Origin of the sequence: Catenulispora acidiphila DSM 44928 (genome assembly GCF_000024025.1) — a bacterium.
GTDB lineage: Bacteria > Actinomycetota > Actinomycetes > Streptomycetales > Catenulisporaceae > Catenulispora > Catenulispora acidiphila.
Genome location: NC_013131.1, coordinates 6,528,653 through 6,542,706 on the forward strand (window position 1 = coordinate 6,528,653; position 14,054 = coordinate 6,542,706).

11 protein-coding genes are annotated in these 14,054 nt (G+C 70.0%); 4 read left to right on the plus strand and 7 right to left on the minus strand.

From position 1 onward, the window contains the following. Positions 1-90: 90 nt before the first annotated feature. Both CACI_RS28030 and CACI_RS46155 read left to right on the plus strand, forming a co-directional pair. Entirely contained in the window at positions 91-1,494 is a 1,404-nt protein-coding gene (locus CACI_RS28030; RefSeq protein WP_015794249.1) for an LLM class flavin-dependent oxidoreductase, read from the plus strand. Positions 1,495-1,630: 136 nt separating this feature from the next. Continuing rightward, positions 1,631-2,665 carry an HAD family hydrolase gene (locus CACI_RS46155; RefSeq protein WP_190276639.1) on the plus strand — a complete coding sequence of 345 codons (1,035 nt, stop codon included), beginning with the start codon at positions 1,631-1,633 and terminating at the stop codon, positions 2,663-2,665. Positions 2,666-2,725: 60 nt separating this feature from the next. Here CACI_RS46155 and CACI_RS28040 read toward each other — a convergent pair whose 3' ends face one another. From CACI_RS28040 to coaE, 4 genes are all read right to left on the minus strand, one after another. Beyond that, on the minus strand, positions 2,726-3,481 hold the full coding sequence (locus tag CACI_RS28040) for a decaprenylphospho-beta-D-erythro-pentofuranosid-2-ulose 2-reductase (protein ID WP_015794251.1): 756 nt from the start codon (positions 3,479-3,481) through the stop codon (positions 2,726-2,728). Between the two features lie 66 nt (positions 3,482-3,547). Continuing rightward, positions 3,548-4,954 (minus strand): FAD-binding oxidoreductase, encoded by a 1,407-nt coding sequence (locus CACI_RS28045; RefSeq protein WP_015794252.1) that lies wholly within the window; start codon positions 4,952-4,954, stop codon positions 3,548-3,550. Between the two features lie 31 nt (positions 4,955-4,985). Next, complete coding sequence (locus CACI_RS28050; protein ID WP_015794253.1) at positions 4,986-5,990, minus strand: decaprenyl-phosphate phosphoribosyltransferase; 1,005 nt, start codon at positions 5,988-5,990, stop codon at positions 4,986-4,988. A gap of 9 nt (positions 5,991-5,999) precedes the next feature. Then, positions 6,000-6,629 (minus strand): dephospho-CoA kinase, encoded by a 630-nt coding sequence (gene coaE, locus CACI_RS28055; protein ID WP_015794254.1) that lies wholly within the window; start codon positions 6,627-6,629, stop codon positions 6,000-6,002. Positions 6,630-6,721: 92 nt separating this feature from the next. Here coaE and CACI_RS28060 point away from each other — a divergent pair, with 92 nt between their 5' ends. Beyond that, positions 6,722-8,476, plus strand: coding sequence for a N,N-dimethylformamidase beta subunit family domain-containing protein (locus CACI_RS28060; RefSeq protein ID WP_015794255.1), 1,755 nt, complete (start codon positions 6,722-6,724; stop codon positions 8,474-8,476). 753 nt (positions 8,477-9,229) lie between these two features. Beyond that, positions 9,230-10,669, plus strand: a complete 1,440-nt coding sequence (locus tag CACI_RS28065) for a N,N-dimethylformamidase beta subunit family domain-containing protein (RefSeq protein WP_223297260.1) — start codon at positions 9,230-9,232, stop codon at positions 10,667-10,669. Between the two features lie 41 nt (positions 10,670-10,710). On the opposite strand, the gene CACI_RS46160 is transcribed toward CACI_RS28065, so the two are convergent. The 3 genes from CACI_RS46160 to CACI_RS28080 all read right to left on the minus strand — a co-directional run bounded on the left by CACI_RS46160 (position 10,711) and on the right by CACI_RS28080 (position 14,014). Continuing rightward, positions 10,711-11,625, minus strand: a complete 915-nt coding sequence (locus CACI_RS46160; protein ID WP_015794257.1) for a hypothetical protein — start codon at positions 11,623-11,625, stop codon at positions 10,711-10,713. A 93-nt stretch (positions 11,626-11,718) separates the two neighbouring features. Continuing rightward, on the minus strand, positions 11,719-12,759 hold the full coding sequence (locus CACI_RS28075; protein WP_015794258.1) for a TolB-like translocation protein: 1,041 nt from the start codon (positions 12,757-12,759) through the stop codon (positions 11,719-11,721). Next, entirely contained in the window at positions 12,752-14,014 is a 1,263-nt protein-coding gene (locus tag CACI_RS28080) for an MFS transporter (RefSeq protein WP_015794259.1), read from the minus strand. Before CACI_RS28080 ends, CACI_RS28075 begins: the two co-directional genes overlap by 8 nt. Between the last annotated feature and the right edge of the window lie 40 nt (positions 14,015-14,054).

Sequence of the window (14,054 nt, forward strand, 5' to 3'; positions counted from 1 at the left end):
AGTCTCCCGAGGCATTAATTTCTGTCTCCGAAATATTCGGAGACCATTTATCTTCCTTCACCGAAGAATCCCATTCCGGGGAGCATCCTCATGCCCGCACGCGCACCACGCCGGCTTCACCTGAACGCATTCCTGCATGCCCCCGGGCACCACGACGCCGCCTGGCGCCACCCCGACAGCGGCGGCCACCGCGCCCTGGACGTCGACTACCACATCGACCTGGCGCGCACCGCCGAGCGCGGCCTGTTCGACGCCGTCTTCCTCGCCGACACCCTGGCGGTGCGCGGCCGGCCGGACGCCACCGTCGCCGCCGGGCTGGAGCCCTTGACGCTGCTGACCGCGCTGGCCACGGCCACCGAGCACATCGGGCTGATCGCCACCGCCTCGACGACCTTCTACGAGCCCTACATCCTGGCGCGCACCCTGGCCTCGCTGGACCACATCTCGCACGGCCGCGCCGGCTGGAACGTGGCCGCCGGCGGCGATCTGGCCGAGGCCGCCAACTTCAACCTCGACGAGCCCATCGAGCACACGGTGCGCTACGAGCGCGCGGCGGAGTTCCTGGACGTCGCCACGCAGCTGTGGGACAGCTGGGCCGACGACGCCGTGGTCCACGACCGCCGCGCCGGCCGCTACGCCGACCCCCAGCGCGTCCGCGAGGTGGCGCACACCGGACTGTTCTTCAAGGTACGAGGACCGCTGAATGTCCAGCGCACGCCGCAGGGTTGGCCGCTGCTGGTACACAGCGCCTCCTCCGCCGAGGGCCAAGAGTTCGCGGCACGCTACGCCGAAGTCGTCCTCACCGGCCAGCAGAACCTCGGCGACGCCGCGGCGTTCGCACTGGAGGTGAAATCGCGGGCGGCGGCGTACGGCCGGGAAGCCGACGTCCCGGTCATCATGCCGAGCATCGCGCCGGTCATCGGCTCCACGGAGACCGAGGCGCGCCGCCTGGCCCGGGAGCTGACCGAGCTGCACCTCGCCGAGCCCGGCGTGAACCAGCTGTCGAATCTGCTCGGCATCGACGTGGCAGGGCTCGATCCTGAACGCCCCATCCCCGCCGGACTGCTGCCGCGCGAGGAGGATCTCGCCGACCACCGCTTCGCACGCTCCTGGCCGACAACGACGACGCAGCTCACCGACCTGGCGATCCGCGAGCGCCTGACCGTCCGCCAGATCGTCGCGCGCCTCGGCGGCGGCCGCGGACACCGCACGGTCGTCGGCACACCGGAGCAGATCGCCGACTCGATGCAGGAGTGGTCGCAAGCCGGAGCCGCCGACGGATTCACCATCGCCCCGCCGATCCTGCCCAGCGGCCTGACCACCTTCGTCGACCAGGTGGTGCCGCTACTGCAACGGCGCGGACTCTTCCGCACCGAATACGACCTCGGAACGCTGCGCGAGCGCTTCGGCGTAGAGCGCCCCGAGGACCACTTCCCCGAGCCGACACCGGCCACGCCGCGGCGGACAGCGCGGCCACCACTGGCTCGGGTCTGAAGCTCCGCGTCCTGACACTGCCGGCAGGACGCGGACACGCCGGGGTGGCTGAGCTGTGGGAGGATCGGCTGCCCCGGCGCTCTTTCTTTGCTGGGTTCGTTCACGCACGATCGCATGGCGAATGGCGAATGGCGGCATGGCGGCCGGCACCGCCGGGCACAACGCTGCGGTGGACGACAACCTGGGCCAGGGCGCCCCAGCCGATCACAGGCCAAGCGAGAACACTGCGGCCAATCGCAGCGGAAAGACCGTGACCCACCGCAGCGCGAGCCAAAGCACTGCCGCCGATCACGCCCCGAGCCAGCACGCCGCAGTCGATCGCAGCCTGAGTGAGACCGCCGCAGCCGACCGCAGCCCGAGCCAGAGCACCGTGACCGAAGTCCGAGCCGCCACCGCCGGCGGCCCGAGTATCAGCGTCCAGCCTCGCCGGACGCGCGCGACCGGCTATCTGGCCGTCGCCGGGGACTTGGCGCCTCGCGACCGTCGCGCGTCTGATGTGGAGGCGATCCTCTGCGATCTCGATGACACGCTGTATCCGCAGGCTGCGTGGCTCGATGGCGCGTGGAGTGCTGTGGCGGCGGCGGGTGCGCGGTGGGGCGTCGAGGAGCGGGCGTTTCTGGCGGCGCTGCGGGCTGATGCGGCGGTGGGGTCGGCGCGGGGCGGGATCATTGATCGGGCGCTGGTGGATGTGGGGGTCGGGGGCGGGGCGGAGCTGGTTGCTGAGCTGCTCGCCGCGTTTCGGGCGTATCGGCCTGTGCGGCTGGAGCCGTATCCGGGGGTGCGGGAGGCGTTGGTGCGGTTGCGGGTGGCGGGGGTGCGGCTCGCGGTGGTGACTGATGGGGATGTGGAGGTGCAGGCTTGGAAGGTGCGGGCTTTGGGGTTGTCCGCTTTTTTTGAGTGCGTGGTCGTCTCGGATGCGCTGGGGGGACGCGGGGTGCGCAAGCCGAGTGCGGTGCCGTTCTTGGCCGCGGTGGAGGGGTTGGGGGTGCGGCCTGAGCGGTGTGTTGTGGTGGGGGACCGTCCTGAGAAGGATGTTATGGGAGCTCTGGGGGCTGATATCAGGGCTGTTCGGGTGAAAACGGGGGAATATCGGCAGGTTGCCGATGTGGCAGGGACCTGGCATACGGCTGCTGATTTTCCGGCTGCCGTCGACTGGTTGCTGCGGGAATGAGTGCGGCGCGCGCCGGGGTCGCTCCCCCGAACGCGCGCCGAGTGGCTGTCGCGTGGCTGCTTACAGCGGCAGCTTGCGGAACAGGGGGCGCGGTACGTGCCGCAGGCCGGACATCACGTAGCGGAAGGCTCCCGGCGCCCAGACCGTGTGCGAGCCGCGGCGCAGGCCGGTGATGATGGCGTCGGCGACGGCGTCGGGGGTGGTCGCCAGGGGCGCCTTCTCCATGCCGTGCGTCATCTTGGTGTCGACGAAGCCGGGGCGGACGACCATCACGTGCACGCCGGTGCCGACCAGGCTGTCGCCGAGGCCCTGGGCGAAGGCGTCGAGGCCGGCCTTGGAGGAGCCGTAGATGAAGTTGGACCTGCGGGCGCGCTCGCCGGCGACCGAGGACAGGACCACGAGGGCTCCGTGTCCCTGCTTCTTCAGCGCCTGGGCGACCACGATGCCGCTGGAGACGGCGCCGGTGTAGTTCACGTGCGCGACGGCGGCGGCGCGGACCGGGTCCTTCTCGTCCTCGGCCTGGTCGCCGAGGACGCCGAAGGCCATCAGGACCACGTCGATGTCGCCGGTGGCGAAGACCTGGGTCAGGACCTTGTCGTGCTCCTCGGTGGCGGCGGCGTCGAAGGCGACGACGTCGACCTCGGCGCCCAGCTTGCGCAGCTCGGCGGCGTTGTCCTCCAGGCGCTGCGAGGGGCGGCCGGCCAGGTGGATCTTCTTGGTGCGGGCCGCTGCCATCTTGCGGGCGGTGGCCATGGCGATGTCCGAGGAGCCGCCGAGCACCAGCAGTGACTGGGCCGCGCCCAGGGAGTCCTTCATATCCGTTGTTCCAATCCGTTGGGGCTGCGGAGGCCTCTATAGAGCCCGTTAAAGGGCGCCGGGCCTCTACAGGTGCAGGCGGCGCGCCTGGTCCGACATGAACACCTGGTGCGGGTCGATCTCGGCGCGCAGCTTGCGGAACGCCTCCAGGCGCGGGTACATCTCCGCCATCAGCTCCGGCCGCATGCGCGAGTCCTTCGCCAGGTACAGGCGGCCGCCGGCCTCCAGGACCTTCTCGTCCATGTCGTCCAGCAGCTGCGCCAGGCCGGGGGTGTTGGTCGGGAAGTCCAGGGCCAGCGTCCAGCCCTTACTGGGGAAGGACAGGTAGCCCGGGCTGCCCTCGCCGAAGCGCTTGAGGACGGTCAGGGCCGCCGGCGCTCCGTGCGCGGAGATCTGCTCGACGATCTGGCGCAGGGTGTCCTCGGCGCCGAAGGGGACCACGAACTGCCACTGCAGGAAGCCCGCCGGGCCGTAGACGCGGTTCCACTCCATGATCCCGTCCAGCGGGTGGAAGAACGCGCCGACGCCCTGGATCACGCCTTCCTTGCGGACCGGCGCCTTGCGGAACCACATCTCGTTGAAGGCGCGGCCGGTCATCTTGTTCAGCAGACCGCTGACCGGGACCGGCGGGACCTTGCCCAGCGAGAGCGGGGCGAACTTGCGCGGCTCGCGGCGGGCCTTGGCCGGCAGCTCGTCCAGCTTGGCGAAGTCACCGCACGTCAGCACCGAGCGGCCGAGGTTGCGGCCGGTGGACAGGCAGTCGATCCAGGCCACCGTGTAGGGGTACTTCTCATCGGTGGCGGCCAGTTCGGCCAGGACGCCGTCCAGGTCCGGGGCGCGCCAGATGTCGGCCTTGATGCGGGCCGTCTCGACCTTCTTGAAGGCGATGGTGGCCTGGGTGACGATCCCGGTCAGGCCCATGCCGCCGGCGGTGGCCCAGAACAGCTCGGGCTCGGTGGCCGGGGTGAGGGTGCGGATCTGCCCGTCCGCGCCCAGCAGGTCCATGGACAGCACGTGCTGGCCGAAGGTGCCGGCGCTGTGGTGGTTCTTGCCGTGGATGTCCGCGCCGATCGCGCCGCCCACGGTGACGTAGCGGGTGCCCGGGGTGACCGGCACGAACCAGCCCAGCGGCAGCATCGTGTCCATCAGCTGGTGCAGGCTGACGCCGGCCTGGGCGGTGACGATCCCGCGTTCGATGTCGATGTTGAGGATCTTGTTGAGCGAGGTGGTGCGCACCACCCGGCCGCCGCCGTTCTGCGCCGGGTCTCCGTAGGAGCGCCCGAGGCCGCGGGCGATGACGCCGCGCGGTCCGGCGCCGGCGACCAGCTCGGCGAGCTGGTCCAGCGCCGTGGGGTCGGCGACGTCGGCGACCGAGGGGCTGGTCATGCCCCAGCCGTAGAGGCGCTCGGAGTGCACCCCGGTGCCGGTGGAACTCTGCTGTGGCACAGCCACGTCTCTCACGTCCCTATTCATTTCGACTTCCAGTACTGCGGTGCGGCTCCGCTCAGCCGCGCGCGCCGACCAGGATCACGCCGGTGGCGAACACCACGAGCCACACCGCCCCGATACCCATGATGACGCGGTCCTTCAGGACGACGTCCTCGGGCTCCCCGGCGCGGCCGGTGTCGACGAACATCGAGTAGCGCAAGAAGATGAAGACCCAGGGGATGACCGAGATCTCCAGCCACGGCTTGGCGGACTTGTGCGCTATGTCCGGGGTGGAGGCGAGCTGGAAGGCCCACAGCGAGTACGTGACCATGGTGACCGTGGCCGCGGCCTGCCACACGAACCGCAAGTATGTCTGGGAGTACTCCTGCAGCGACTTGCGGGAGGAAGCGGCGTCCTCCCCCATCAGCACCATCTCGGAGTAGCGCTTGCCGGCGACCATGAACAGCGAGCCGAAGCCGGTGGTCAGCAGGAACCACTGGGACAGTTCCAGGTTCGCCGCCACGCCGCCGACGATGGCGCGCAGCAGGAAGCCGGAGGCCACCATCGCCAGGTCCAGGACCGGCACGTGCTTGAACCACATCGAGTACACGATGTGCAGCGCCATGTAGACCGCCACGACCCCGACCGTGGTCCAGTTCGCGATGGCCGCCACGCCCAGGCCGACCACGCCGCAGACGGCGCCGGAGACCAGCGCCAGCGGGAGCGGCACCCAGCCGGCGGCGATCGGGCGGAAGCGCTTCTTGGGGTGCCGCCGGTCGGACTCGACGTCCATCACGTCGTTGATGAAGTAGATGCAGGAGGCAGCGAAGCAGAACGCGACGAAGGCGATCGCGGAGGTGCGCAGCACATCGGCGTGGCCGAGCTTGGCCGCCGAGAGCGGGGCGGCCAGGACGAGCACGTTCTTGACCCACTGCCGCGGACGCGCCGCGAGCACCAGCGCTACCGGCAATGGGGGACGCTTGCGCAGGTCGGCCGGAGCGTCGGCGGAGGCGGGGGAACCTGCCGCGGGCTCTGGCTCGGAGACTTGCGGCTCAGCAGGCTGCGTGGGGAGGGATGTCACCGGGCAAACCTATCGGATGGTTGAATCGCGGAGAGTGAGCAGTTCGGACCAGACTCGATCCGTTTCCTGATCGAGGTCTTCGAGCGACCCGTTGTTTGCGATGACGTAATCCGCCGCCGCGAGACGGTCCTGGCGCGACGCCTGCGCAGCCATCCGCGCGGCGGCGTCCGCACGGGACATGCCGCGGTTGGCGAGCAGCCGCGCATACCGGACTTCCTCATCAGCGTCGACCACGATCACGGCCGCATACCCGCGGTCCGCCCCACCCTCGACCAATAGCGGAATATCGTAGACGACGATGCCGCCTTCCGGCGCCGCATCGGCCCATTCGGCCATCAGGGCGCCCACCCGGGGGTGCACGATCGCGTTGAGCGCGGCCAGCCGGCCGGGGTCGGCGAAGACGATGGCGCCGAGCTTGGGCCGGTCCAGCCGGCCGTCCGCGCCGACCACCTCGGAACCGAACTCCTCAACCACCGCGTCGTATCCGTCGGTGCCGGGTTCGACCACCTCGCGCGCGGCCAGGTCGGCGTCCACCACGGTGGCTCCGAGGGCTTTGAGCCTGGTGAGGACTTCACTCTTGCCCGAGCCGATGCCGCCGGTGAGGCCGACGTTCAGGGTGGTCGGCTTGTCCTTCTGCATGGAGCTCCGTTCGGCTGGGGTTCGCAGTCGCCGTCTGCAGAAGGCTAACGTGGCGCTGCACTATTCGGGTCACCAGTCGGGAACGGGAGCGAATGGAAGAGCGGGATGCCGCGGCGGGAAACGCTAAGGGGGGAGCGCGTTGGAAGACCGTCACGGGTTCGGCCGCCTTCGCCACCGCTGTGTTCGCCCTCGGTTACAGCTGCACCGGGACGTCGGCACCGACCGCGGTCAGCGCCGGCCCTCCGGTGAAGATCGCCGTCCAGACCCCGGAGCAGCCCAACGCCAGGGGGAAGCTTCCTCAGGACCGCACCAGGCCGTCCACGGCGCCGTGCGCGACCGTGGTCCGGCCAGCCGGCTGGTCCCGGCTGGAGAACGCCAAGCGGGGTGACTCCTCGTGGCGGTCCAGCTTCGACGCGGACACGGACACGGTCGCCGGATACCTGGACCATGTGAGCGCCGCCTGTGGGGACACCTTGGCGCTGCATCTGTCGGGCTATGTGTCCTCCGCCTCCGTGACCGCCTACCGGATGGGTTGGTACGGCGGGGCGGGCGGGCGTGTGGTGTGGAGTTCTTCGCACGTCCCGGTCAGCGCCAGTCCGACGAAGAACTCCGGGTCGCCGACGTACACGGTCGAGGCTTCCTGGCCGGTCGCCGAGCGCATCGAGGTCACGCCGGCTTGGACGCCGGGCTACTACCTGTTGGTGGTGCGCGCCGGGCCGCATGACGCCGGGGATGCGATCCCGCTGATCATTCGGGACGACAGTGCGGGCAACGGAGCGGCGGGGACTGGGAGTTCGCCTCTGCTGTTGCAGGCGTCGGTCCTCACATATCAGGCGTACAACAACTACGGACGGTACAGCCTCTACTACGGACCTAAGGACCAGTCCGCTAAGCGTTCGGACCGTTCGCGGGTGGCTTCCTTCGACCGTCCGTACAACGGTGACGGCTATCGCGCGCCGTTTCTATACGACATCCCATTGGAGCAGGAGGCGGAGAAGCTCGGGCTGGATGTCGACTGCACGACCGACATAGATGTGGACGAGCGGCCCAGTCAGGTCGCGGCGCACAAGGGGTTGCTGGTCGGTGGTCACTCCGAGTACTGGACGCGGCGTATGTATGACGCGGCGCTCTATGCGCGGGACAACGGGACCAACATCGGCTTCTTCGGCGCGAACGAGATCTACTGGCACGCGCGGCTGGAGCCGGCGCCGTCGGGTCCGGACCGGCGGATGGCCGTCTACCGCTCCGCGAACGAGGATCCGCTGGCCAAGCCCGATCCGTCGCAGGCGACCGTGCTATGGGATTCCCCGCAGTTGCAGATGCCGGAGGCGTCGATAGTGGGTCCGGCTTATGGGGAGCTGGGTGCGGACGGCGGGGCGTTCCGGGTGCTGCAGCCGGATTCGTGGATCTTCGCCGGGACCGGGGTCGTGAAGGACCAGGAGCTGAAGAACTCGCTCGGCGGCGAGTACGACACGGTGAAGAACATCGCGGCGACCCCGCCGGACATAGACGTCATCGCGGCGGCGCCGATCGTGTTCAACGGCCAGTCGACGATGGCGACGATGTCGTACTACACCGATCCGTCGGGCGCGGGCGTGTTCGCCGGCGGGATGACGTACTGGGACTGCCAGATGGCGCGCATGTGCGGGGACCGGCCGGTGGATCCGCAGACCGCGAACCTGCTGGCGGCGATGACGGACAACGTGCTGCGCGTCTACGCGGCCGGACCGGCCGGGCGGCGGTACCCCTCGGCGCACCGTCCGGCGCCGACCGCCCAGGCGCTGATCTCCACGGCCCCCGCGCAGAGCGACGTCGGGATCGGGCCGCCGAAGCCCTCGGACGGGTAGGGCACCGGCTTCCCGACTTCCTGCCGCGACACCGGCGGAAACCGCATCGCGTGCCTGCCGGGCTGGTGCCGGGCGCTGGTCCAAGATGGCACCAGCCCGGTGCTCGGCGGGCGCGGAGAACGGGAGCCAAGGAGTCAGGACGTGCGGACAGACGGGGTTCCGGGCGCCGAGTCGGGTCTGAGCGCGCTGCCGGTGTACGTCGAGGTCGGGGCGGGTGGCGATGCGGCGGCGGTGGTCGGTGGTGCGGGTGCCGGGCGGCCTGGTGGCTGGCGGCGGGGTGACCGAGGGCTGGCTGACAAGCAGCGCACTGACGGGCTGTGGAGTCGCTGGCAGCGGGCTGACCGAAAGCTAGCTGAGAGGCTGCGGGCTGCTGGGCCACTTGGTGGCTGGTGGCGGGCTGGCGGGCTGCTAGCTGGCCGGCGGGCTGCCGGGCGGCAGGGTGCTGATGGGCTGCGGGGTGGCTGGCGGCGGGCTGGCAGCGAGCTCGGGCTGTGGCGGGGCGTGCCGTTGCGCGCGCGGGTGGTGCGGTTGGGGTTGGCGGTGGCGGTTGTGGTGGTGTGTGGGGCGGATTTGCCGGTGCAGTCGGCGGGGGTTGGGAGCTTGGGTGTTGGGTCCGAGTTCGACTCTGGGTCTGGTTCCGGGTCCGGGTCCGGTGAGCAGATCGCGCTGGCACCGGTCGGCGCTGGTGCTGGCGCCGGTGCTGGGGCGCGTGCTGCGGGGTGCCCGGCGGAGTTGGCGCGTGGGTGGGTGCGGGTGGAGAACAGCAAGTCGGGGACGTCGTCTTGGCAGGATGCGAAGCGGACGCGGGCTGGGAGTGTGAACGGCTATCTGGACCGGGACAGTGCGCGGTGCGGGGACAGGGTCACCGCGTACCTGAGTGCGCTGGCGCCGGTGGCGGGGGCTTCGCTGTCGGCGTATCGGATGGGGTACTACGGGGGTGCGGGTGGGCGGTTGGTCTGGCAGGTCAAGGACATCACGGTTGAGCCGCAGGCGAAGGCTGTGGTCAGTGGCGCGGATCTGCTGACGGTGGCGCCGTGGCGGCCGACGGTGACGTTCCGGGTCACCAAGCGGTGGCGGCCGGGGTACTACCTGCTGGTGGTGCGGGCGCCGGGGCAGACGGCGTCGTCGATTCCGTTGGTGGTGCGCGCCGACGGGGATCGGGCGCCGTTGGGGTTCCAGGCCAGTGTGCTGACGTACCAGGCGTACAACACCTTCGGCGGGCACTCGGCGTACGCCGACTCGCCGCGCAGGGCGGTGGCCAGCACCGAGGTGAGCTTCGACCGGCCGTACGAGGACGGCGGGTACTACTCGCCGTACCAGTACGAGCTGCCGCTGGTGCGCGAGATCGAGAAGCTGGGCATCGATGCCGACTACTTCACCGACGTCGATGCCGACGCCGATCCGGCGCAGCTGCGGCGTCACAAGGGCATGGTCATCGGCGGCCACTCCGAGTACTGGACGAAGCGGATGTACGACGGCGCCGTCGCCGCGCGCGAGGCAGGCGTGAACATCGCCTTCTTTGGCGCCAACGCGGTCTACACGGCCGCGCGCCTGACCGGCTCCCCGCTGGGTCCGGGCCGCCGCGTGGTGATCCGCCGCTCGCTGACCGGCGACCTGCTCGCCGCGCGCGACCCCTCGCTGGCCACGGTGAACTGGTCCGCTCCGCCGCTGAACCGCCCCGAGGCCGCGCTGATCGGCGAGGGCTACGGCTACCTGGGCGCGAGCGGCTCGCTGCGCGTGCTGCACCCCGCCTCGTGGCTGTTCGCCGGCACCGGTGTGACCGCCGGCGAGGTGCTGCGCAACACGGTCGGCGGCGAGTACGACCAGGTGGACGTGAACCAGCCGACCACCCCGCCGGACGTGGACGTGCTCGCGGCGATACCGATCAGGTTCCTGAGCGGCCAGGCCGGCATGGCGACGACGACGTACTACGTGGCGCCCTCGCAGGCCGGCGTGTTCGACGCGGGCACGACGTACTGGCCCTGCGTGATCAGCGGCGACTGCCTGCACCTCGCCCCGACGCCGCCGGCGTCGCGCGCGGTCGTGGAGCGGGTGACGGACAACGTGCTGACCGCCTTCGCCGCCGGCCCGGCCGGACTGGAGCACGCGTCGACCCCGAACTGGCCGCCGTCGGCGGAGGGGTTGGTCGGGTCGGCACGGGCGGTGGGAGACGTGGCGGTGCGGGCTTATTGAGGGCTCGCACCTCGCCCGTACGTCGCGCGCGGCGCGCGCGGCTAGTCCGCAGGCGGTGAACTCGGCGAGCTCGGCGGCGCCGACCCGCCCGGCGCGGGCGTCCCCGCCGGGGCGGTGCTCCCCGCAGCGGGCGGCGAGCTGGGCGCGCCCGGTGTACTCGCTCCGGACGAGGAGGGCGCGCCCGGCGTCGCGGCGCTGCTGCTCGGCGTCGTCGGGGCGGCGGGGGTGGTGTGCTTGTAGAGGGCCTGGGCGATCTTGAGAGTGAAGACCTTGGCTTCGTCGCCCTTGACCAGGGATTCCGCGGTGGTGATCAGGTAGGTGCGGTTGCCGTCGTACATCACCAGGACGGCGTCCTTGCCGGCCTCGATCACGTAGGTGGCGGGGTGGCCGGCGACGGAGATCGGGGCGTACTGGTCGCCCTGGCCGGCGAAGGTGCCGACGGTGGTGGCGCCGTGGCTCTGGGCGGTGGCGGCGTCGGCGTAGATGGCGAGCTGGATCTCGACCTGGTTGCTGGTGATCTTGCCGGAGGGGTCCTGGACCACGCCGTACTGGCAGACCACGCGGCCCAGCTGCTTGGCCGCGGTGGGCTGGAACGGCTGGAAGTAGTCGCCGCCGTTGAGCGGGTTGCCGAGGGCCAGCTGCATGTCGGCGTCGGTGACCAGGCCGGTGCAGTTCTTCGGGAGCTGGGCCGGGTTCATGATCGGGCCGGCCGCCGGGTCGAAGCTGGGCTGCGGGCTCGGCGAGCTGCTGGTCGCCGGGGCGCCGGGGAAGGAGCCGGCGGCGCTGGTGCTGCCCGAGGAGCCCTTGTGCGCCGAGCCGCCGCCCCCGCACGCCGCCAGCGCCAGGGCCGCCGAACAGGCGACGCCGAGCGCGGATATGCGTGTCAGGGTCCGGCGGGCCGGCGCCGGCGCCGGGGTCGCTGCCGGGGCGTGGGCCGGGGTCGTAAGGGTCCGCATGCTTGGCAACCTATCGAATCGGTGTGGCGCGCGAGAAGCTTTCGGATCAGCTGCGCGACCTCCGCAGGGCCTGGGCGCAGCCACCCAGCCACCTCACCCGGAGGTGACAGACGGGGACATACCGTTGGCAGCCAGCAGCCGAGGCGCCCCGCTGCCGTCCGCGGGCACGGCGTACAGATCGCTGCCCGGGTCGTCGTCGTGCGGGACCGCGTACATGACCGTGGTGGTGTTCAGCCACGCCGCCTGGTCGTCGACGCTGCGGGTCTCGGCCAGCGGTGTCTCCCGCATCGTGGCGAGGTTCAGGACGGTGAAACGCCAAGGATGCCGGATGTCGTCGGACACCCGCTTCTTGAAGACCAGGCGCGTACCGTCCGGCGACAGTGAGGGACACTCCACGTTCTCCCGCAGCGAATGCAGCGTGTGCGCCTTGAAGTCGCCCTTCATCAGCCACGTCTTGCTGGTGCTGCCCATCGTCGCGTAGAAGGTGTTGTCGTCGGCGGCGAAGGTGACGCCCCAGAAGTTGATGTCGACCGCTTTATAGGGGCTGCCGTTCACGAACGCATTGAAGCTCTCTAGGGAGTCGACGTACTCCCCTGTCTTCAGGTCCAGGATCGACGCACGCGTCGACGCACCGGGCTGCGTATAGGAGTCCCCGGTAACGAAGGTCGTCCACGCCGCCATCCGTCCGTCCGCGGACAGCCGGGCACGGTTCGGGGTACCAGTGATCGCCAGCTTCTTGGTCTGCTTAAGAGAACTGTCGTAGATCTCCGCATAGGGCTGGCTGATGAGATTGCCCTCGGATTGCAGACACAGCAGTACGCCGGACGCCGTATAGGACCGCTCGCACTGAACGCTGGAGACCGTGGCCACCGCAGTGGACGCCGCCCCGGACCCGACCTCGACAACCTTGCCGAAGTCCGGACCCTGCACCGTCGACCGATACGTCAGCTCCCCGGCGGCGATCGTGAACGCCCCTGCGACCCCGGCGCGCTTCGTGGAACGCCCCAGGAAAGCGGTCAGCCCGGCTGCCACGGCGACCACCAGGAGCACCGCGATCGACGAGAGCAGGATCTTCGCCCGGTTGTCGCGCGGCGCGTGCTCCCCGGTCTCCGTCTCGGTCTCAATATCAGTCATCTGCACGTTCTTTCCACGGCGACACCAGCAGCGTCGAGACGGTGATCGCGACAGCCATCGCCCCGGCGAACCAGAGCATGACCGTCTTGGGATCGGTGTGCGACCACGCAGCCCCGAACGCGACAGAGGACACGAACCCGGCGACCGCGCCGATCGACTGCATCACCGCGAGCCCTGAGGTACGCAGCGCAGCAGGGATACGCGGGCCGCAATACGCCATGAGAACCCCGTCAGTGGCCGCATAGGCGATACCCGGGAGCAGGAGTGCGGCGACCAACAGGAAGCCGTTAGGGACGTTCGTAGCCAGGAGCGCATATGCGATGACCAACAAGAGGTGCCCGACCACGAACACCTTCCAGCGTCCGACCCGGTCCGCCAGACGCCCCACCGGAATGGCCATGAGGACGAACATCCCCATGGTGCCGGTGGCGAGCAACGCATACTCCGAAGCGCTCAGCGCCATTCTGTGCGCGAGCGTCAAGTACACGAAGGTGTCGCTGACCCACGCGAGCCCCAGAAGCGCTACAGCAATACCCGTACGGATGAACCACGACTGCCGCACCAGTCCGCCGGCCGCACGCAGCGACGCCGCGGAGCGCTCCTGCAGTTCCGCCTTGTGGTCGGTCACATAGAGACAGAACACCACGACACCGACGGCCGCGACGCAGAAGGCGATGATGAACAGTGCGTCGAACGCTTTGCGTTCCGTACCGAACTTCGTCGTCCACAGCAGGACGAAGGAGGCGATGAGCGGACCGGTCGCCGCACCGATGTTGTCGAGCATCCGGTGTACGCCGAACGAGCGCCCCAGGATCTGCGGCGGAGAGGACAGGGAGATCAGCGCGTCGCGCGGAGCCGAGCGCATCCCCTTGCCGAAGCGGTCCGCGCTCAGCAGACCGCTCAGCCCGCCGAATGAGGGTCCGACGATCGGGAACCCGAGCTTGGTCACCGCGGACGCCCCGTAGCCGAGGCCGGCCAGCAGCTTGCGGCGCTGCCAGCGGTCGGACAGGTACGCCGCGGGGATGGCCAGCAGCGCGGGGATGCCGTTGTAGAGCCCGTCCAGGAAGCCGATCGCCGTCGGCGTCTCGTGGAGCACGTTGAGCAGGTAGTAGCCGACCACCGCGACCAGCATCTCGGAGGAGACGTCCGTCAGCAGGCTCACCGTGCCGAGCATCTTGACGTTGAACGGGACCCGCTCCCGCGTGCTCCGGGCTTCCTGGATGCGCTTGGCAGTCCTCGATCCCGTCAGATACACGTCGAAACAATAGCGAAAAGCCCCGTCCGCACTGAGCGGA